The 19,978-nt window shown below is 64.4% G+C and carries 14 protein-coding genes; 12 read left to right on the top strand and 2 right to left on the bottom strand.

Translation table 11 applies throughout. From position 1 onward, the window contains the following. Positions 1–288: 288 nt before the first annotated feature. The gene (locus EHF44_RS19480) at positions 289–1,422 is read right to left on the bottom strand and encodes a 3-deoxy-7-phosphoheptulonate synthase (RefSeq protein ID WP_124685388.1); all 1,134 of its coding nucleotides are present in this window, start codon (positions 1,420–1,422) and stop codon (positions 289–291) included. Between the two features lie 176 nt (positions 1,423–1,598). On the opposite strand from EHF44_RS19480, the gene EHF44_RS19475 reads away from it, so the two are divergent. The 12 genes from EHF44_RS19475 (at position 1,599) to EHF44_RS19420 (ending at position 17,824) form a co-directional block, all read left to right on the top strand. Further along, positions 1,599–2,681, top strand: coding sequence for a mechanosensitive ion channel family protein (locus EHF44_RS19475; protein WP_124685387.1), 1,083 nt, complete (start codon positions 1,599–1,601; stop codon positions 2,679–2,681). Positions 2,682–3,017: 336 nt separating this feature from the next. Then, positions 3,018–5,378: a type VI secretion system Vgr family protein gene (locus EHF44_RS19470; RefSeq protein WP_124685386.1), complete on the top strand. Its 2,361-nt coding sequence runs from the start codon at positions 3,018–3,020 to the stop codon at positions 5,376–5,378. Continuing rightward, positions 5,375–6,376: a DUF4123 domain-containing protein gene (locus tag EHF44_RS19465; RefSeq protein WP_124685385.1), complete on the top strand. Its 1,002-nt coding sequence runs from the start codon at positions 5,375–5,377 to the stop codon at positions 6,374–6,376. Before EHF44_RS19470 ends, EHF44_RS19465 begins: the two co-directional genes overlap by 4 nt. Continuing rightward, on the top strand, positions 6,373–7,164 hold the full coding sequence (locus tag EHF44_RS19460; RefSeq protein ID WP_124685384.1) for a DUF3304 domain-containing protein: 792 nt from the start codon (positions 6,373–6,375) through the stop codon (positions 7,162–7,164). Before EHF44_RS19465 ends, EHF44_RS19460 begins: the two co-directional genes overlap by 4 nt. Further along, entirely contained in the window at positions 7,161–7,967 is an 807-nt protein-coding gene (locus tag EHF44_RS19455) for a DUF3304 domain-containing protein (RefSeq protein WP_124685383.1), read from the top strand. The genes EHF44_RS19460 and EHF44_RS19455 overlap by 4 nt, the downstream gene beginning before the upstream one ends. Next, the gene (locus EHF44_RS19450) at positions 7,964–8,773 is read left to right on the top strand and encodes a DUF3304 domain-containing protein (protein ID WP_124685382.1); all 810 of its coding nucleotides are present in this window, start codon (positions 7,964–7,966) and stop codon (positions 8,771–8,773) included. Before EHF44_RS19455 ends, EHF44_RS19450 begins: the two co-directional genes overlap by 4 nt. Next, a complete protein-coding gene (locus EHF44_RS19445) occupies positions 8,770–9,570 on the top strand; it encodes a DUF3304 domain-containing protein (RefSeq protein ID WP_124685381.1) in 801 nt (266 codons plus the stop codon). Before EHF44_RS19450 ends, EHF44_RS19445 begins: the two co-directional genes overlap by 4 nt. Beyond that, positions 9,567–10,376, top strand: coding sequence for a DUF3304 domain-containing protein (locus tag EHF44_RS19440; RefSeq protein WP_124685380.1), 810 nt, complete (start codon positions 9,567–9,569; stop codon positions 10,374–10,376). Before EHF44_RS19445 ends, EHF44_RS19440 begins: the two co-directional genes overlap by 4 nt. After that, positions 10,369–12,624, top strand: a complete 2,256-nt coding sequence (locus tag EHF44_RS19435; RefSeq protein ID WP_124685379.1) for a DUF2235 domain-containing protein — start codon at positions 10,369–10,371, stop codon at positions 12,622–12,624. Before EHF44_RS19440 ends, EHF44_RS19435 begins: the two co-directional genes overlap by 8 nt. Further along, on the top strand, positions 12,621–12,878 hold the full coding sequence (locus EHF44_RS19430) for a PAAR domain-containing protein (protein ID WP_367613712.1): 258 nt from the start codon (positions 12,621–12,623) through the stop codon (positions 12,876–12,878). The genes EHF44_RS19435 and EHF44_RS19430 overlap by 4 nt, the downstream gene beginning before the upstream one ends. A 7-nt stretch (positions 12,879–12,885) precedes the next feature. Beyond that, positions 12,886–14,154: a hypothetical protein gene (locus tag EHF44_RS19425; protein ID WP_124685377.1), complete on the top strand. Its 1,269-nt coding sequence runs from the start codon at positions 12,886–12,888 to the stop codon at positions 14,152–14,154. A gap of 1 nt (position 14,155) precedes the next feature. Continuing rightward, positions 14,156–17,824, top strand: coding sequence for an ImcF-related family protein (locus tag EHF44_RS19420; protein ID WP_124685376.1), 3,669 nt, complete (start codon positions 14,156–14,158; stop codon positions 17,822–17,824). Here EHF44_RS19420 and glgX read toward each other — a convergent pair. Next, entirely contained in the window at positions 17,716–19,893 is a 2,178-nt protein-coding gene (glgX, locus tag EHF44_RS19415; RefSeq protein WP_124685375.1) for a glycogen debranching protein GlgX, read from the bottom strand. The genes EHF44_RS19420 and glgX overlap by 109 nt on opposite strands. Positions 19,894–19,978: the final 85 nt, after the last annotated feature.

Below are 19,978 nucleotides of genomic sequence, written 5' to 3'. Positions count from 1 at the left end.
CCGGCAGGATCGGTGGCTGCGGTGGCTGCGGTGGGTGCTGCGGGTTGGTCAGCATCTGCGCCACGAGCCGGCGGCGTGGCCAGCACGGCGCAGGCGGCCGCCAGCAAGGCGAGGGGCAGGGGAGAGGGCAGGGCGGCGCGCATATCGTCGGGACGGAAGCCGCCGCGCGGGACGGCCGGGCCTTCGAATGTTCGTTCATCGGCGGCCCGGCCCGAAGTGAATGTTTTCGTTGGCTGCGTTTAGGCGAAGGCGCACGCCGCCCCGGCGCCGCCGCCTGTGGCGCACCGGTTACTTCGCGGCGCGGCGATGGCGCACGGCCTGGCTCAGCGTCTCCAGCACGGCCACCGAGTCATCCCAGCCGATGCAGGCATCGGTGATGCTCTGCCCGTAGGTCAGGTTGCAGGGGTCGTGCGTGCCCGGGGTGAACTTCTGCGCGCCGGGCAGCAGGTGGCTTTCCACCATCACGCCGAAGATCGACGCGCTGCCGCCGCCCACCTGCTTCGCCACGTCCGCCGCCACGTCGATCTGGCGCTGGTGCTGCTTGCTGCTGTTGGCGTGGCTGCAGTCGACCATCAGCGCGTGGCCCAGCCCGGCCGTCTCCAGCTCCCGGCACGCGGTGGCCACCGAATCGGCATCGTAGTTCGGCGCCTTGCCGCCGCGCAGGATCACGTGGCAGTCGGGGTTGCCCTTGGTATGGACGGTGGCCACCTGGCCGTTCTTGTGCACGCCCAGGAAATGGTGCGGGCGCGACGCGGCCTGGATGGCGTCGATGGCGATGCGGATATTGCCATCGGTGCCGTTCTTGAAGCCGATTGGCGCCGAGATGCCCGAGGCCAGCTCGCGGTGCACCTGGCTCTCGGTGGTGCGCGCGCCGATGGCGCCCCAGCAGATCAGGTCGCCGATGTACTGCGGCGAGATCACGTCCAGAAACTCGCCGGCGGCCGGCAGGCCCAGCCGGTTGATGTCCAGCAGCAGGCTGCGCGCGATGCGCAGGCCCTCGTCGATACGGTAGCTTTCGTCCAGGTACGGGTCGTTGATCAGCCCCTTCCAGCCCACCGTGGTGCGCGGCTTCTCGAAATAGACGCGCATCACCACCTCCAGCGTGTCGGCATAGTGCGCGCGCTGGGCCAGCAGCCGCCGCGCGTATTCCAGCGCGGCCTGCGGGTCGTGGATGGAGCAGGGGCCCATGATCACCAGCAGGCGGTCGTCGTGGCCGTGCAGGATGCGCGAGATGCGCTGGCGCGTCTGCGTGACCAGCGCCTCTACCGGCGTGCCGCGGATCGGGAAGAAGCGGATCAGGTGCTCGGGCGGCGGCAGCGGGATGATGTCCTCGACATGGGCGTCGTCGGTCACGCTGGTGCGGTCGGGCGGCGCCTGCCAGCCCTCGGCGATGGCCGGCGGCGACTTCTGTGGATCGGTCATGGCAGGCTCCTGGGGGATCGGGTAAGGCGGCAGTGGGCTGCCGGCGGATGGCCGAGATTCTAATGGACCCCGGCCCCGCCCGCCGCCGGACGGCCCCCGTTTGGGAACCTTTTCCGGCGGCGGGGCGTCGCTATAGGCATCTTTCGAATAATGCGCACAGATCAAGGGTTTTGCACATGGACATGGCAATCGTGGTACGGCATCCCTGGTTCGGCACGGCGATGGGCGCCGTGGCAGCCATCCTGCTCGGGCTGCTGGCCCACCGGCTGGGCGGGCTGCTGCTGTTGCGGATGACGCGGCATACGCCGGTGCTGCACATGATGGTGCTCAAGGCGCGCGCGCCGGCCAAGGCCGTGGTGCCGCTGGTGCTACTGCAGACCACATGGCAGGCCGCGCCGGACCAGCTGCCGTGGATCGACAGCTTCCGGCACCTGAACGGGCTGCTGCTGATCGTGGCCGTGACGTGGCTCGTGGTGCGGATCATCGCCGGCTTTGCGCAGGGCATCCTGGACCAGCACCCGGTCAACGTCGCGGATAACATCGCCGCGCGCCGCATCCACACGCAGACCCGCGTGATCTCGCGGATCGCAATGACGCTGGTGATCGTGATCGGCGTGTCGATGCTGCTGATGACGTTTCCGGGCGCGCGGCAGGTGGGCGCCAGCCTGCTGGCATCGGCCGGCGTGGTCGGCCTGATCGCCGGTTTTGCGGCCAAGCCCGTGTTCAGCAACATGATCGCCGGGCTGCAACTGGCGCTGACGCAGCCGCTGCGGCTGGACGACGTGCTGATCGTCGAGGGCGAATGGGGCCGCGTGGAGGAAATCACCAGCACCTACGTGGTGCTGCAGATCTGGGACGAGCGGCGGCTGATCATCCCGCTGCAGTACTTCATCGAGAAGCCGTTCCAGAACTGGACGCGCAACAGCGCCCAGATCATGGGATCGGTGTTCTTCCATGTCGACTACAGCATGCCGCTGGCGCCGTTGCGCGAGGCGCTGGAGCGCATCGTCAAGTCGCGGCCCGAGTGGGACGGCCGCTTCTTCAACCTGGTGGTCAGCGATACCACCCAGACGACCATGCAGCTCCGCGTGCTGTGCACGGCCGCGTCGTCCGGCTTGGCCTGGGACCTGCGCTGCGCCGTGCGCGAGGGCCTGATCGATTTCATGCAGCGCGAATACCCGCAGGGCCTGCCGAAGCTGCGGATCGAAGGGGATGCCGCGCCCGCCACCCCGGCCGGGCCACTGGCCGCCACGCCCTGATGCGCGCCGGCATGGTGCACTGCAAAAAATCAGACGATGACTGACACGGGCGTGGGGCCGGGGGCGCTACAGTCGTCGGCAGGTTGTAGCGACCCTTCCGGCCCGAACCATCTCCAGTGGCGGGCTATTTTTTTTTGTTTTCCGGCAGAAGCGGTGGGTGTCTGACGGCCGGTCAGACGGCCGACGTCCCCCTGCCCAATGATTGAAGTCAAGCGGCGTTTATTCTGGCCCACGAAGCGATTCAAAACCGCGTAACGTCCCGCTCCGAGCGATTGATGCATCTTCAGTGACGGATCGCACAGCGATGTCGATCCCACGGGAAACGGAGCAAGGACGATGGCTGGTGTGGTCGATGGACTGAAGGCGTTGGGCGAAGGGCTGCGGCGGGCGACTGCCCATCAGTCATACTTTCTTGAAGTGCCGGCGGCACCGAGCGCCGTGGCGCTGTCGGTGGTCTCCTTCGACGCCGTCGAGCGACTGGGCGAGCCCTACACGGTGACGGTCCGCGTCACCCACCCCCTGCCGCTGGACCGCCACGAGTACCTGCGCAAGGACGCCACTTTCTCGATTGATCCCGGCGATGGCTCGCCGCCGCGCCAGTTTTCCGGCTGCATCTTCCGATTCTCCAGAACCCGCCAGACCCGCGACTTCCACGCCTACGAGCTGGAAGTCCGCCCGAAGGTGGCGCTGCTGACCCTGACCAAGGCAAGCCGCGTCTACCAGCACCAGACCGCGCCGCAGATCATCGAGTCGATCCTGCGCCGGCACGGGCTCGAAGGCAGCCAGTTCGCGTTCCGCACCCGGCGCGCCTATCCCGAGCACAAGTTCCGACTCCAGTATCGGATGTCCGACTGGGACTACATCCGGCTGCTGATGGAGCAGGAGGGGCTGTACAGCTACTTCGTGCCCGGCAAGTTCGGATCCCACTTCGGCGACGTGTTCCAGGTCTGCGACGACATCGACCACTACCTCTACCAGCCCGCCCTGCGCGTGCCGTACCGGGAAACGGCCGGCCTTGAGGCCGGGGTCGAGACCGTCTTCGATATCCAGACGCACGTGCGGACCGTGCCCGAATCGATCCGCGTGGCCGACTACAACCCGGAAAGCGCCTACGAACGCCTTGCTGCCGAGGCCAATGTCGCCCGCAAGGAGAAGGCCAACTACGGCCAGTCCTACCTCTATGGCACCCACCACCTGGATGCGGCCAGCGCCACCTGGGAGGCGCAGCTTCGGCACGAGGCGGCGCTGGCCGGGCAGATCGTCTACACGGGGCAGAGTAACGTCATCGGACTGTGCCCGGCACGGATTCTGCGGCTGGACATGGCGCTCGACGACGCGCCGAACGGGCAGGTCATCACCGAGGTCGTCCATTCCGGGGCGCGCGACGAGGCCTATCGCAATACCTTCAAGGCGATTCCGTCGGACCGCCGCTTCCGCCTGCCGATCGACGAAAGCCAATGGCCGCGGATCGCCGGCACGCTGAGCGGCCGGGTGACGTCGCCCGGCGACTACCAGTACGCCTACCTGACGCAGCAGGGCCTGTACGTGGTGCGCCTGGACCTGGACTTCGACGACTGGCCCAAGGGCAGCGAAAGCGTGCCGCTGCGGCTGGCCAAGCCGTTCGCGGGCGCGCGGCAGACCGGCTTCCACTTCCCGCTGATCGACGGCACCGAGGTCGCGGTGGCGTTCCGGGACGGCGATCCGAACAAGCCGTATATCGCGCACGCCCACCACCACAGCGAGCACGCGGACCTGATCACGAACCAGGACCGCTGGCTGTCGCGCAACGTCATCCGGACGCAAAGCAACAACAAGCTGCGATTCGAGGACTGGGAGGGCGAGGAAGGCGTCAAGCTGTCGACCGATTACGGCGGGAAAAGCCAGTTGAATTTGGGCTATCTGGTCGACGGACAGAGGAAGAAGCGCGGGGAAGGGTTCGAACTGCGGACGTCGGGGTGGGGGGCGATCCGCGGTGGGAGGGGGGTGTTTATTTCTGCCGATGACCAGCCTGGGGCTGGGGGGCAGCAATTGGCGATGGGCGCGGCCGAGGCCGTTCTTTCCGAAGCGCTGGAGCAAATGCAGCGGCTCAATGATTGCGCCGCCGTCGCGAAAGTCCAGCTTGCTGATATCGAGCGTCAGCGCGACCTGATGGAAGCGAGGCTGCAGGACCTGCAGCAGGCCGTCATCCTGGCCAGTGCGCCGGCGGGCGTCGCCATCGCCACAGCGCAGAGTATCCAGCTTGCAGCCAATGGCAACGTCGTCGCCTCGGCTCGCTCTCATCTGGACCTGGGCGCTGGCAAACACGTCACCATCGCCGCGGGACAAGGCGCGTCGATCTTCTCGCAAGAAAAAGGCATCCGGCTCGTGGCCGCCAAGGCGGACTTCTCCGCTGCAGCGCATTCCGGCTTGATGCAGTTGATGTCATCCCAGGACATGAGCCTGTCCAGCGTCAACGGCAAGCTGACAGCAGTGGCCGCGGAAACCCTCACATTGGCCAGCCAGGGTGCCTATATCAAGCTGGAAGGCGGCAATATCGAACTGGGCTGTCCTGGCAGCATTACTTTGAAGACAGGCAGCTTCACGTGGACGGGCCCGGCAAGCCTCAACCCGCCCCTGCCAGATCTTCCCGTGGGGGCGTGTCGCGACTGCCTGCTGGATGCACATCGTGGTGTCGAGGCAATGACCGAGAAGGCATGAGCATGAAACTCAGCGATGACCGGCCATTGACGGCTCCATCGGATCAAGACACCGGCAGTCTTGCCGCTCAAGTCCTTGCAGCCCGTCATAGGCTGGACCGGCACGACGCTGGTACAGCCGTGTCGCTGTTTGCATTGGTGGATACACGCGAATTCCCCGAACTGCGGGCGGCCATCGAGCGGCATGGCGGGATAGCGTTCGCGGCCCTGTGGGACGGCACCGATCTCGCTCCGCATCGTGACATCTCTCCACTGTTGATTACCGTCGTGGACGGCGCCAAAGGCATCAAGAGCTACGAGGACAAGGACGACGGCGACGGCGACGACGGATCGCTGCCCCTGCTGAACCGGCTTGCAGAACTCCCTGCCGATGGGTTCATGGTGACGTGGTTGTGGAGTTTCTGTTCACTGCCGGAAGTCGCGGCGCATCTGCGGGGCTATTGCGAGTACGCACTGCCCGATCGGCGCGCGTTTTATCTTCACTTCTACGACAACCGCGTGCTGGAGCGACTGCGGAAGGTCTGGACACCGGAGCAGTGGTCTGCATTCGCAAGCATCGCGTGCGAAATCTGGTATCGGGACCGATCGGGCGCGCCGGTCGTCGACGCTCAGCATCCGGTACCAGTCGAGTCCCTGACGGCGTCGGCGCCAGTCATGACCGCAGAGCAGCACGCGGCGCTGCTCGAACTTGGCTATGCGGACAAGATCGCCCTGCAACTGCGAGACGTGTATGGCACGCACCTTGATCCGCTATCGCCTGATGCGCTCTACGGCGCCGTGCAAACGCAGATGGAAAGGGCCGCAGCGTATGGCATCACGAGCGAGGCCGACATGCTGCGCTATGTTGCCAAAGGTCTGCTCGTGTCTCCCGAGTTCGATCAACACCCCGAGATTCACAGACGTTTGCTGTCTGCAAAGTACGGCGACCTTCCTTTTGCCGTGGTCCTGTCCGATGTCGGAACCGCTGAGACGCCGGATACGACGGATATGGAAAGATGAGACGCCGGAACCTATGCAACCTGCTGCTCGCGGCGACATTCCTGGTCGGCTGCGACGCCTTGCAACCTGCGCCTACCTACGGCGGCCTGAGCATCGCTGGGTTCAACTACACCCCTTACAACCTGAGCCGCTTTGTCATCACCGACCGGTATGGCAACCGCGCAAGCGGTGGAGGTGACCTGATGCCCGGCTCTGGCGAGGGCACACTCAGTTGCTGCTACAAGTTGAAGGGAACGGAGTTCACGGTGAAATGGGAGGTCTATGACGCCGACGAGGCCATCAAGGATCTCTACGCGCCCATCAAGAAGCTGCATAAGGAGGCGACGATCCATCTGCCACGGACTCAAGTCGAGGGTGGCGTGGGGACAAGAGTACTCGGCTTGCACTTCTACCCCGATGACCACGTCGAGTTCGAGTTCCGGACGGATCTGCGAGGTACGCGAATTTTCTACGACGACGTCTGGGACTGGCTTCGCAAGACTCACGGACCGCTTCTCAATCCCCGTCAAGAGGATGAAACAACCGTGGTGTTTCGTCGAGCCGCAAGGCTTGCGGCAGAAGGCTGGAACAAGTACCGATTCACCGATACAGCGGATCTGCAGCAGTACGCCTACTTCACGCTGTTGAATCCGAACTTCGACCAGCATCCGGCGGTACGGCAGATCATCGAAGAGACCAAGGGTCGGCCGGGCGCGTTCGGCGAGGCCATGGAAGCTTTGCCCGCATCGGTCGTGGCGGCCCTGAGGCGTAGCAACGTGGAACAGGCGGCACCAAGGAGCAAGCCATGAATAGAAGACTAAGAACCGCGATCGCTGCCCTCGGACTCTTGGTCACGATAACGCTGGCCGGCTGTGATGCGCTGTCTACGGAGCCCACCTACGGTGGTTTGAGCATCGCGGGGTTCAACTACACCCCGTACAACCTCGATCGATTCGTCATCACCGACCGGTATGGCAACCGCGCAAGCGGTGGAGGTGACCTGCCGCCCGGCTCCGGCGAGGGCAGACTGAGCTGCTGCTACAAGCTGAAAGGGACGGAGTTCACGGTGAAGTGGGAGGTCTATGACGCAGATGAAGCAATTCTTTCCCTCCGCGCTAAGCAGCCGATCAAAGTCAACCAAAAGAGCGCGGCAGTTCGCATGCCGCCCACCAAGATTTCGGGTGATTTGGGCTCACTCGTACTCGGCTTGCACTTCTACCCCGATGACCACGTCGAGTTCGAGTTCCGGACGGATCTGCGGGGTACGCGCATCTTCTACGGCGCCATTGATGAATGGCTGCTGAAGAAGCAAGGGAAGTCGTTCAACGACACGATGGAAGACTGGGTCGCATTCCGCAGAACCGCAAGGATCGCCGGGGAAGGATGGATCAAGTACCGGTTTGCCAACACGGAGGATCTCAAGCAGTACGTGTACTACACGCTTCTGGTGAATCCGAACTTTGACCAGCATCCGGCGGTACGGCAGATCATCGAGGAGACCAAGGGTCGGCCGGGCGCGTTCGGCGAGGCCATGGAAGCGTTGCCCGCATCGGTCGTGGCGGCCCTGAGGCGTAGCAACGTGGAACAGGCGGCACCAAGGAGCAAACCATGAATAGAAGACTAAGAACTGCAATCGCTGCGCTCGGACTCTTGGGCACGATAACGCTGGCCGGCTGTGACGCGCTGTCTACGGAGCCCACCTACGGTGGTCTGAGCATCGCTGGGTTCAACTACACCCCTTACAACCTGAGCCGCTTTGTCATCACCGACCGGTATGGCAACCGAGCAAGCGGTGGAGGTGACCTGATGCCCGGCTCCGGTGAGGGCTCACTCAGTTGCTGCTACAAGCTGAAGGGGACGGAGTTCACGGTGAAGTGGGAGGTCTATGACGCCGACGAAGCGATTCTTTCCCTCCGCGCTAAGCAGCCGATCAAAGTAATCCAAAAGACCGCGGCAGTTCGCATGCCGCCCACCAAGATATCGGGTGATTTGGGCTCGATCGTACTCGGCTTGCACTTCTACCCGGATGACCACGTCGAGTTCGAGTTCCGGACGGATCTGCGGGGTACGCGAATTTTCTATGACGACGTCTGGGACTGGCTTCGCAAGACTCACGGACCGCTTCTCAATCCCCATCAAGAGCATGAAACAAGCGTGGTGTTTCGTCGAGCCGCAAGGCTTGCGGCCGAAGGCTGGAACAAGTACCGATTCACCGATACAGCGGATCTGCAGCAGTACGCCTACTTCACGCTGTTGAATCCGAACTTTGACCAGCATCCGGCGGTACGGCAGATCATCGAAGAGACCAGGGGTCGGCCGGGAGCCTTTGGCGAAGCCATGGAAGCGTTGCCCGCGTCGGTCGTGGCGGCCCTGAGGCGTAGCAACGTGGAACAGGCGGCACCAAGGAGCAGGCCATGAATAGAAGACTAAGAACCGCGATCGCTGCCCTCGGACTCTTGGTCACGATAACGCTGGCCGGCTGTGACGCGCTGTCTACGGCGCCCAACTACGGCGGCCTGAGCATCGCAGGGTTCAACTACACCCCTTACAACCTGGTCCGCTTTGTCATCACCGACCGGTATGGCAACCGCGCAGGCGGTGGAGGTGACCTGCCGCCCGGCTCCGGCGAGGGCAGACTTAGCTGCTGCTACAAGCTGAAGGGGACAGAGTTCACGGTGAAGTGGATTGTCTTCGATCAGGATGAATTTCTGAAGGATCCATACGGACCTCTCCAGAAGATTCACAAGACCACCGAAGTACACCTGCCGCCCACCAAGATATCGGGTGATTTGGGCTCGATCGTACTCGGCTTGCATTTCTACCCCGATGACCACATCGAGTTCGAGTTCCGGACGGATCTGCGTGGTACGCGAATCTTCTACGACGACGTCTGGGACTGGCTTCGCAAGACTCACGGACCGCTTCTCAATCCCCGTCAAGAGCATGAAAGTGTGGTGTTTCGTCGAGCCGCAAGGCTTGCGGCCGAAGGCTGGAACAAGTACCGATTTGCCGATACAGCGGATCTACAGCAGTACGCCTACTTCACGCTGTTGAATCCGAACTTCGACCAGCATCCGGCGGTACGGCAGATCATCGAAGAGACCAAGGGTCGGCCGGGCGCGTTCGGCGAGGCCATGGAAGCGTTGCCCGCGTCGGTCGCGGCGGCCCTGAGGCGTAGCAACGTGGAACAGGCGGCACCAAGGAGCAAGCCATGAATAGAAGACTAAGAACTGCAATCGCTGCGCTCGGACTCTTGGTCACGATAACGCTGGCCGGCTGTGACGCGCTGTCTACGGAGCCCAACTACGGCGGCCTGAGCATCGCTGGGTTCAACTACACCCCTTACAACCTGGTCCGCTTTGTCATCACCGACCGGTATGGCAACCGCGCAAGCGGTGGAGGTGACCTGCCGCCCGGCTCCGGCGAGGGCAGACTGAGCTGCTGCTACAAGCTGAAAGGGACGGAGTTCACGGTGAAGTGGGAGGTCTATGACGCAGATGAAGCAATTCTTTCCCTCCGCGCTAAGCAGCCGATCAAAGTCACCCAAAAGAGCGCGGCAGTTCGCATGCCGCCCACCAAGATATCGGGTGATTTGGGCTCACTCGTACTCGGCTTGCACTTCTACCCCGATGACCACATCGAGTTCGAGTTCCGGACGGATCTGCGGGGTACGCGCATCTTCTACGGCGCTATTGATGAATGGCTGCTGAAGAAGCAAGGGAAGTCGTTCAACGACACGATGGAAGACTGGGTCGCATTCCGCAGAACCGCGAGGATCGCCGGTGAAGGGTGGACCAAGTACCGGTTCACCAACACGGAGGATCTCAAGCAGTACGTGTACTACACGCTTTTGGTGAATCCGAACTTTGACCAGCATCCGGCGGTACGGCAGATCATCGAGGAAACCAACGGTCAGCCGGGCGCCTTTGGCGAAGCCATGGACAACATTGCACCGAAGATCCTGGAAGAACTGAAAGGCGACCAGTTTAAGCCGTCCCCGGCAGGAGACTTTGATGACTAACACGACGTCACTCGACTCAGTAGACCGAACGCCGAGCCGAGTATTGGACGGCATGATGGCCGCCCATAAGCCCTACAAGGCGGACGACTGTATTCCGTGCGGCGCAGTCGCAAGGATGGGGTTCTTCTTCGACGGTTTCGGGCGCCATCGCGACATCGACGATCCGGCAACATCTCGCTACTCGAACATCTGCCGCCTATGGGAAGCGCATCGCGATAATCTGGATCGGCGTCGAGAGAAAATGCCGAATCAGTTTTGGTATCCCTTTTACTACTCCGGACTCGGTACGCCGCTAAACAAGGACGCCGAAAACAACGAGATAGTGTCAGCCGCAGCCAAGGCTGCGGCCGGATCGGCGGGAGCGGCCGCGGACATACTCCAGAAAGCCGCGCGGGACGTCAGCGGCGTGTCCAGGATGGGTGATATCGAGAAGGCGCGCAAGCGGGCCCGGCAAGCGCTGATCGATGCGCTGGACGAGATGTCGTGGCGTCCCATTGCACAGACCTTCGAAGACGCCATTGCGCACGCAAGAACGTTGCCCGACAAGACGATCAGGGTGCTGCAACTGGCCGCGGAACGGCGCTGGGTGAGGCGGGCCATGGCAGCGGGGCGGGCGGCCATGTACGACATCAAGAAGAATCCGCTGAAGGCCGCAGTTGTATTTGCGAAAGCCATTTCTGTTGACGTCGTCCTTGATGCCATTCCTTTTGTCAGGGATAGCCGATTTGCCGCAATGGTGTTCGGAACGGGCGTCGAAGACCGGCTCAATGCCGCGCTGAAACAGTTCGAGAATGCCTATCGTGACGTAAAGACCAACGCCGGAAAAGTCCAACGCATCGAGGTATCGGTGTTCGCGGCGGACCGTGGCTGTGTGATCGCGCGTGCCTTCGTCAATGAACTCGTGCGCAAGTACAAGGGCCGCAGTGATCTCGATCTCCGGATGGTGCCTGTCGGCGAGAAGGGTGACCCGATCGAGATCCGCTTTCTCGGACTGCTCGACGCAGTGTCCTCGATCATGGCCGAGAACGAGCTGGTTGGCATTCTGCCATTCGTCGGCATGATCAAACAGCATCATGGTGACCGCGAACTCGCGGTGCCCGCGGCGGTTCAGAAATGTGTGCACTTCGCGGCTGCCCATGAACTGCGTTTCTACCAACGGCTCGACAGCCTGGAGAAGACGCGCGGCGAACAGTACCTTTATCCCGGCACGAGCGAGGACATCACTGGCGGCGCACCGCCAGGCTCGTTGGGCTTTAGGGCCGAACTGCAGCGTGTGGTCCTGCGAGACATGCTGCACGAGGGCTTGATGGCTGGCTCGATGCTAGACACGATGGAAGACTTGGAGAGACACAAGCTCTGGACTTACGAGAAATTCACCCTGGCCGCCCCCCTCTCGAACGGCAAGACGAACCACAGGATTCCCGATCTCATCGACGCGTATCGCAAACTGGTGCCGCGCGAGCGGGGTCTCAACTTTCAGGCACACATGGAAGTGTTCCTTCGCTGGCTCGCCGTCCGCTACCAGTCGCCCGAGTTCCGCAAGACAACGACCGCCCATACTGACGAAATCAAGCGACAGCATGTCGAGCGCGCACAAGAGATCAGGGCGGCGCAAGCGGCCTACAACGAGGAACGTCGCCGCTTGCCGGCCGATCGTGTTGCGATGGGCAAGGCACTTGCCAGGTTGCACGCCGCGCGCGAGGCGCAGGTCCTCGCCTTGCCGGGTACCGTGCTTCAGCTGCAACAGCCCATCGTGGGCGTCTGGGAGCGTATCGAGACTGAAGCGGCCGAACAGGTGCGGCAGCGTGCCGCCCATGAGAGTCTCAAGCGATCCGCAGAGAAGATCCGACAGATGTCGAACGACGCGGATTTCTCGGTTCGCCAGGAAATAGAAAGTGCCGCCGACGCCGTGGAGTCCATGCTGATGAGTCAGGAGGCCCTGGCGCTCGTGCAGGCATGGAAAGACGGCCTGTCTGGCAAGCATCCGCTGCCGGATGAAGTCATGATGCTCTTCGACATGCTGGTGCACGACACGATGTTGACCAGTTGGCACGATCATGTGCTGTCGTCAACGCTGTACTTCAGGACCCGTGCCACGGATACGCTGGGTGAGACCGATGACTTGGCCGAAGCCATGCAGCGGCAGCGCGACGACATGCGCGCTCGGCGCGCCGAGCAGATGCCGAGGATGGCACCGCCTGTGACGCGGCCCTCCGCAGGCTCAGGCGTCGCGCCGCGGAGGCAATGATGTCCGGGATCATCAGGGAAGGCGACCGCTTGAGCCAAGGCGGAGTGGTGCTGCGTGGCGGGGGCCGGATGTTCATGGGGCGTGCGTTGGCACGCCGTTCCGACCCGGTGCAGTGCGATGTGCACGGCTACAACTACATCGCCGAGGGCAATCCAGACATTCGCGATGGAGACCTTGAAGTGGCCGAGGACGGTCATCGATGTGCCTGTGGCTGCAGGCTGATCTCCTCATTGGCCAACAGCGGCTCGCGTTAGGACAGAGATGGCAGTTGATCTTTCGCGCTTGCCGGAGGAAGTACCCGTTCCAGAGGCCAGGCCATCACTCCTCGTCTGGTCGATGATCTTCATCGTGCTTGTGCTGTCTGGCTCCGCCTCCGCGCTGTGGCTCTGGCCCAGACAAGCTACGCCGCCCACAGCCTGGTTCTGGATCTCGGTCGTCTTGCTCCCGCTGTGTCTGGCCGGTGCCCTGGTACTGCGACACTTCGCCCGCATCGAAGGCCAGAAGAACCAGGCGCTGGCCATGAACACGGCGGTCAGGGCATTCCGCAACGCAGTATTCAAGGTGGCCAGCACGCCGTTGGCGGTGCTGTCTTCCGCATACATCGTGGACGTGGATGAAGCTGACAACGCGTTGGACGTCATCAGGCAACCTGCCGTGAAACGCACGCGCCAGTCCCTGCATTCGCGCGAGCGGATACAGGCTCGCGTACTGGACCCCTTGGCGGCGGCGTTGACTGTGGATGACAGGGCGCGCCAGAAGGCCACGCTGTCATGGGTACTCAAGTCACTGCTGGCGTCGGCTGCCGACAAGCTGGAGACGATTCCTCCGAGCATTCCGGTAACGATCCAACTCGATATTCGGTCGGTGCTCGATCAGTCGGACCTCCAGGAGGTTTGGCGGCAGCTTCCTTCATCGGTACGTTCGCCCAGACTCGTGGGCGATCCCGTGTTCGCGCCGACCGGCGGGCTGTGGCTGGTCGACGCGTGGCTCGACCGTGCCGCGTCTGAAGTGCGGGATGTCGTCAGCATGCTCGTCAGCGTCTGCCTGAGCGAGGTCCGCGAGGCAGACCCGCAGTCTGGTAGTTGCGAGGCAGCGTCGATACTTCTGGCGTGCCCGGAGGACCTCGCGTTGCGGCTGGGGCTCTCCATTGACGGGTGGCTCCATCGTCCGCAGCAATGCAACGGCATGTCGATGGAGCAGGCGTTGGGCTATGCGCTGAAATGGGGCCGGGTCGAAGCCCAGGCGATAGGCGGCGTCATCAGCGCTGGCCTGCAACAGGAGACCGCCTCGCAGCTGCGTATCGGCATGCATAAGGCGGGACGCTCGGAGCGTAATGCGGCTTCCGCGGATGTTGTGCTCGACACGATGGTCGGCGATGCCGGGCTTGCCGCGCCATGGCTCGCTGCCACCTTGGCATTGGCGGAGGCAAAGCAATCGGGAAGGCCGTGCATCGTTGCCACGCAGGATGAGCAACGCACCTTGCTGGCGGTCTTGGTGCCCTTTGCACATGAAGAGCAGGAAGGTAGGTGAAATGTTCAAGTTTCGTGTCGACGTAATTTCGTATGTGCTGGTGGCAGTCGTCATGGGTACCGTCATCTGGTACAAGGGCGATACCCTCGGGCTGGAATCGGAAACCCAGCGAGCCGCTGCAATCAGCGTACTGTGCGGCTTGCTGCTGCTGGTTGCGCTCTATTTCGGCTTCGAGAGCCGGCGTGACGAGGCCCAGGCGGCGCAGCGCCTGGCCAGGCTGCTTCGCCAGAATGCCGATCAGCTCGACGGCACTACGCAGTCACTGATCCTTGGCAAAGAAGACACACGTCGCAATGCGCAAGAGGTTGCCGACCTGGAAGCGCTGTGCCGACGACTGAAGGACGAGGAGGGCTGGCGGTGGCGGTATCGCCGGCCCTGGCTGCTGCTGACAGGGGACGATGCGGCGCTGGATCGGCTCCTTCCCGGCTTCGGGCATGGCAGTTGGTTGCTGACGCCCGACGCGGTGTTGCTGTCCCACAGGCCGGTCGAGGAAGGCACCGTGGACGCGCCATGGCTGAAGCGGTTGTGTCAATGCAGGCGACGACGTCCTGTTGACGCGGTTGTCATCGTGACAGACGGCAATCTGGCAGTACCCGAACCCCGGCGGAGTTCGCCTGCGTGGCGACACGTAGCGTCGCGTATCGCAGCCGTGCTTCGTTGGTCGGCACCGACCTTCATGCTTGAGGTTGCCATGACCGCCCGGCGTTCAGGAGAAGACTCTGCTACGCCCATCGTGGCTTGTGAATGCGGTGAGGAAACGGGTACGGGAGACCTGTCTCGAATGTTGCTGACGGTTCGGGACCAACTTGCGTCGCGCAGCCTCTCGCAAAGGATGGGTAGCCAACCTCGAAGCTATCTGGCGCGCCTGTCGCAACGGCTCGATCATCGCGCGGACGCCCTTGCGGCATGGCTGTCGCAGAACGCGGCTCAGCGGCGTCGGGCCGTCCACGGCATAGTGTTTGCGCCATATCCCCCTGGTCCGGCGACCTCCACCACGGAAGTCGAGACAGATTCGTTTCTCTGGCAATACCTCACCGAAGCAGCACGCCGCCACCCCGGCCGCCGGACGGTCTGGCATCCGCTGACGATTGCCGCCGGCGTGACCACGGCAGCCGTGGGCCTCTGGACCACCGCCATGCTTCTCTCCGCCGTCCAGAACCACCACGACCTCCGCACCGCCCGCCAGGCAGTGCAAGCCCTCCACACCGCGAGAACCAACCCCGAAACCCGCCTCCAGGCCCTCGACACCCTCCAGCAACACATCCAGCGCTACGAACACCGCCTGCAGAACTCGGCCCCTCTGTTCACCCGTTTCGGCATGAACCGCGACGCCGAGGCGCTAGCCGCGCTCTGGAAGCCCTACGCAGCCGCCAGCCATGCCGTGCTGGTCACGCCCGTGGTGCAGGACATGGAGGCGACGCTGGTCGATCTGGCGCAGTTGCAGGTCCAGGGCCTGACCGACGAGACCAGCCGCTGGGCGCTCGATGGCCGGGACACCCTGAAGGCCTACCTGATGCTGGTCCACCCCGAGCGGGTCGAGCCCGACTTCCTCGCCCAACAGCTCGCCCGGCACTGGTCCACCGAAGCCCGGATCACGCCGGGCCGGAAGCAGGATCTGGCCGAGCGCTTGGCCCGGTTCTATGCCGATCATCTGCGGGTCCATCCCGACTGGCGGGTCACGCCGCGCGCAGAACTGGTGGCCGGGGCGCGCCAGACGCTGCTGGCGGTAATCGGCGAGCGCAACGCGGTGGATACGATCTATCAGACGATTCTCGAAGGCGCCGGGCGTAAGTATCCCGACCTGACCCTGGCCGCGCTCGCCGCGGGCACCGATACCCGGGGCCTTGTCCGTGCCACCGGCGCCGTGCCCGGCGTCTTCACGCGGCAGGGCTACGAGGGCTACGTCGAGGCGGCGATCGAGAAAGCCACCCGCAGCCAGGACGTCGCCCACGACTGGGTGCTGACCGACGGTCAGGCGGAGGCCGCGCCATCGTCGCCCCAACCGTCAACTTCAGCCGATGCCTTGCGCGATGCCCTCGCGCAGCGCTACTTCGCCGACTATGCCGAGCATTGGCAGCAGTTCATGAACGGGTTGCAGTGGGAGCCGGCCACCACGCTGCCGGGCGTGGTCGACCAGCTCAAGCTGCTGGCCGACGCGCGGCAGTCGCCGGTGATCGCGCTCATGAAGTCGCTCGCCTACCAGGGCGGCGCCGGGGCGCGCAAGGATTCGCTATCGGACACGCTGGTCGCCAAGGCCCAAGGCATCCTGGGCCGCAAGGACGAGGCGCCGGAAACCGTCCGCCCTGACCCCGCCGGCCCGCTCGGCGCGGCCTTCGGGCCGGTGCTGCGGCTGGCCGGGCAGCCGTCCACCGGCAATACGGGCGGCAGCGAACTGAGCCTGCAGCGCTATCTGGACCGTGTCACGGCGGTGCGGCTGCGCCTGCAGCAGATGACCCAGAGCGCCGACGCCAACGCGCTGGCGCGCCAGATGGCGCAGTCGCTGTTCCAGGGCAAAGGGTCCGATCTGGCCGACACGCAGGCGTACGCGCGGCTCATGGCGGCCAGTCTCGGCGCCGAATGGGCCGGCATGGGCGAGACGCTGTTCGTGCGCCCGGTCGTGCAGGCCGAGCAGTCGGTGCTGCAGCCCGCGCAGGCGAGTCTCAACGAGGCATGGCGCCGATCGATCGCGCTGCCGTGGCAACGCGCGTTCGCCGGCCGCTATCCGTTCGCGGCGACCGCCAACGACGCGTCGCTGCCCGAGCTGGCCCGCTACATCCGGCCGCAAAGTGGCCTGATCAACACGTTCCTGCTGGCCGAACTGGCCGGCGTGCTGGCGCTGCAGGGCGACCAGTGGGTGCCGGTGGGCAGCGGCACCGGGCTGACGTTCGACCCGGCGTTCCTGAAGTCGATCAACACGCTGCAGCGCATCGGCGCCCATCTGCTGGTGCAGGGCGAGCCGCGCTACCAGTTCGAACTGCGCCCGATCCCGACGCCGGGCCTGACCGACACCCGGCTGACCCTGGATCGCCAGACGCTGCACTACTACAACCAGCGCGAGACCTGGCAGGCGATGTCGTGGCCGGTGGCCAACCTGCAGGAACCGCGCACGCTGCTGCAATGGCAGACCGAGCGGGCTGGCACGAACAAGACGCTGGAGATCGAGGGCGTCTGGGCGTGGGTGCGGATGCTGGAACACGCACGCGTGACGCCGATCGACAGCGCCACGGTGCAGTTGACCTTCCACGCGCGACCCGACACCGGCGATACCAGCCCGGGCATGGCAAAGCCCAAGCCCGAAACCGCCGAGCCCCCCGACAGCGCCGCCAGCCTGCTCCCGCGCGCCGAGCGCGTCGCCGCACCGGCCACGCTCGTCCATCCGATCCACTACCAGATGCGCACGGCCGTCGGCCGGGGCCCGCTGGAAGCGCTGGAACTGCGCGATTTGCGTCTGCCGGAGCGGATCTTTGTGGATCGGGCGGCGGTGCCAGCGCGACCTTTGAACTCAGGTAGCAGCACCCTGCGGCCACGGCCAAACGGCTTCCAGCGTTCCAGGGATGGGGGTCACGACTCCGACGTCGTCAGCGCCTTCTCCAGTTCGTCGAACACCCGCGCCGTGGCGCCCTTGGCCGCCAGCGAGAACAGCAGCAGCGAGTGGGCGGTGACCTGGTAGACGTCGCCGGACTGGAACACCGGCAGTTCGTCGCGCACGGCCATGTTGGTGTCGATCAGGCAGGTCCATTCGTCCTCGCCGGGGATGTCCGGCAGTGCGAAGTTCACTGGCTCGTGGTGTGCGTTGACCACCAGCAGCACCGTGGCGTCCGACGCCGGCTTGCGGATGCCCGACGTGCGCGCGCGGCCGTCCAGCACCAGCCCGAAGCAGCGCATGTTGCCGTCGTCCCATTGCTCGGGCGTCAGGTCGTCGCCGGTCGGGGACAGCCAGCGCACGTCGGCCACCTGCGTGGCCTCGTCCAGGTCGCCTGAGAGGAAGCGGCTGCGGCGCAGCACGGGCAGCTTGCGGCGCAGCGTGATCAGGTTCTGCACGAACGCGGTCAGCGCCTGGCCGTCCTCGGTGCGGTCCCAGTCGACCCAGCTTATCTCGTTGTCCTGGCAGTAGGCGTTGTTGTTGCCCTGCTGGGTGCGGCCGAATTCGTCGCCCGCGCACAGCATCGGCGTGCCCTGCGACAGCAGCAGCGTGGCCAGCAGGTTGCGCTTCTGGCGCTCGCGCAGCGCGATGATGTCGGGGTTGTCGGTCGGCCCCTCGGCGCCGCAGTTCCAGGCGTTGTTGTCCGAGCTGCCGTCGCGGTTCTCCTCGCCGTTGGCGTCGTTGTGCTTGTCGTTGTACGAGACCAGGTCGTGCAGCGTAAAGCCGTCGTGCGCGGTGACAAAGTTGACGCTGGCCCACGGGCGCCGGCCACGATGGTCGAACAGGTCCGCCGACGCGGTGAGCCGCCGCGCCAGTTCCGGCGCCATGCCCTCGTCGCCCTTCCAGAACCGGCGCGCGGTGTCGCGGAACTTGTCGTTCCACTCGCCCCAGCCCGGCGGGAAGTTGCCCACCTGGTAGCCGCCGGGGCCGCAGTCCCATGGCTCGGCAATCAGCTTCACGCTGGACAGGATCGGGTCCTGCCGGCATGCCTTCAGGAAGCCGCTCTCGTAGTCGAATCCCTGCGGCTCGCGCGCCAGGATGGTCGCCAGGTCGAAGCGGAAGCCGTCGATCCGCATCTCGGTGACCCAGTAGCGCAGGCTGTCGGTCACCATCTGCAGCACGCGCGGGTGCGACAGGTTCACGGTGTTGCCCGTGCCCGTGTCGTTGATGTAGTAGCGCTTCTGGTCGGGCAGCAGGCGGTAGTACGACGCATTGTCGATGCCCCGGAACGACAGCGTCGGCCCGCGCTCGCTACCCTCGGCGGTGTGGTTGTAGACCACGTCCATGATCACTTCCAGCCCCGCCTGGTGAAAGCGGTCGATGGTCTGCTTGATCTCCTGCACGTTGCCGGCCTTGCCGGACAGGAAGCGCTGGTCAGGCGCAAAGAAGCCGATCGTGTTGTAGCCCCAGTAGTTGGTCAGGCCCTTGTCCAGCAGGTGGCTGTCGTTGACAAAGGCGTGCACCGGCAGCAGTTCCACGGTGGTCACGCCCAGGCTCTTCAGATAGTCGATCACCGGCTGCTGGCCCAGCCCGGCAAACGTGCCCTGCAGCGGCTTGGGCACCAGCGGGTGCCGCTTGGTATAGCCGCGCACATGTGCCTCGTAGACCACGCTCTGGTCCCACGGCACGCGGCTGGCCAGCGGGTGCTCCCAACTGAACGCCTGATCCACCACCACGCACTTGGGCATGAAGGCCGCGCTGTCGCGGGTGTCGAAGCTCAGGTCTTCCTCGGGCGCGCCAATCGTGTAGCCGAACACGGCGTGGTCCCACTTCAGCTCGCCCACGTACGCCTTGGCGTACGGGTCCAGCAGCAGCTTGTTCGGGTTGAAGCGGTGCCCCTCCTCGGGCGCATAGGGGCCGTGGACGCGGTAGCCGTAGACGGTGCCCGGCGCCAGCCCGTCGATCCGGACGTGCCAGATCTCGTCGGTGAATTCGGGCATGTCGATCCGGTCGATCTGCTCGCGGCCGTCGGCGTCGAACAGGCATAGTTCGACGCGCGTGGCGTGAGCCGAAAACAGGGCGAAGTTGACGCCGCTGCCGTCCCAGGTGGCTCCCAGGGGAAAGGGGTGGCCCTCGCTGATGCGCGATTGCTGCATGGTGGTTCTCTCCGCTTGACTGTGCGTGTTGCCGGAAGGCGTGCCTTCGGAAGAGCCCTCCCAAGCAGGAGCCATGCCGGTTCGC

It is taken from the genome of Cupriavidus pauculus, from assembly GCF_003854935.1.
Taxonomy (GTDB): Bacteria; Pseudomonadota; Gammaproteobacteria; order Burkholderiales; family Burkholderiaceae; genus Cupriavidus; species Cupriavidus pauculus_C.
Note: the sequence above shows the minus strand (reverse complement) of the source record. Positions and strands in the feature narration are given on the sequence as shown.

What these genes read in the sequence shown, in the direction of transcription:
- EHF44_RS19480 (WP_124685388.1), bottom strand. Translation starts at nt 1,422, where the DNA reads ATGACCGATCCACAGAAGTCGCCGCCGGCCATCGCCGAGGGCTGGCAG.
- EHF44_RS19475 (WP_124685387.1), top strand. Translation starts at nt 1,599, where the DNA reads ATGGACATGGCAATCGTGGTACGGCATCCCTGGTTCGGCACGGCGATG.
- EHF44_RS19470 (WP_124685386.1), top strand. Translation starts at nt 3,018, where the DNA reads ATGGCTGGTGTGGTCGATGGACTGAAGGCGTTGGGCGAAGGGCTGCGG.
- EHF44_RS19465 (WP_124685385.1), top strand. Translation starts at nt 5,375, where the DNA reads ATGAGCATGAAACTCAGCGATGACCGGCCATTGACGGCTCCATCGGAT.
- EHF44_RS19460 (WP_124685384.1), top strand. Translation starts at nt 6,373, where the DNA reads ATGAGACGCCGGAACCTATGCAACCTGCTGCTCGCGGCGACATTCCTG.
- EHF44_RS19455 (WP_124685383.1), top strand. Translation starts at nt 7,161, where the DNA reads ATGAATAGAAGACTAAGAACCGCGATCGCTGCCCTCGGACTCTTGGTC.
- EHF44_RS19450 (WP_124685382.1), top strand. Translation starts at nt 7,964, where the DNA reads ATGAATAGAAGACTAAGAACTGCAATCGCTGCGCTCGGACTCTTGGGC.
- EHF44_RS19445 (WP_124685381.1), top strand. Translation starts at nt 8,770, where the DNA reads ATGAATAGAAGACTAAGAACCGCGATCGCTGCCCTCGGACTCTTGGTC.
- EHF44_RS19440 (WP_124685380.1), top strand. Translation starts at nt 9,567, where the DNA reads ATGAATAGAAGACTAAGAACTGCAATCGCTGCGCTCGGACTCTTGGTC.
- EHF44_RS19435 (WP_124685379.1), top strand. Translation starts at nt 10,369, where the DNA reads ATGACTAACACGACGTCACTCGACTCAGTAGACCGAACGCCGAGCCGA.
- EHF44_RS19430 (WP_367613712.1), top strand. Translation starts at nt 12,621, where the DNA reads ATGATGTCCGGGATCATCAGGGAAGGCGACCGCTTGAGCCAAGGCGGA.
- EHF44_RS19425 (WP_124685377.1), top strand. Translation starts at nt 12,886, where the DNA reads ATGGCAGTTGATCTTTCGCGCTTGCCGGAGGAAGTACCCGTTCCAGAG.
- EHF44_RS19420 (WP_124685376.1), top strand. Translation starts at nt 14,156, where the DNA reads ATGTTCAAGTTTCGTGTCGACGTAATTTCGTATGTGCTGGTGGCAGTC.
- glgX (WP_124685375.1), bottom strand. Translation starts at nt 19,893, where the DNA reads ATGCAGCAATCGCGCATCAGCGAGGGCCACCCCTTTCCCCTGGGAGCC.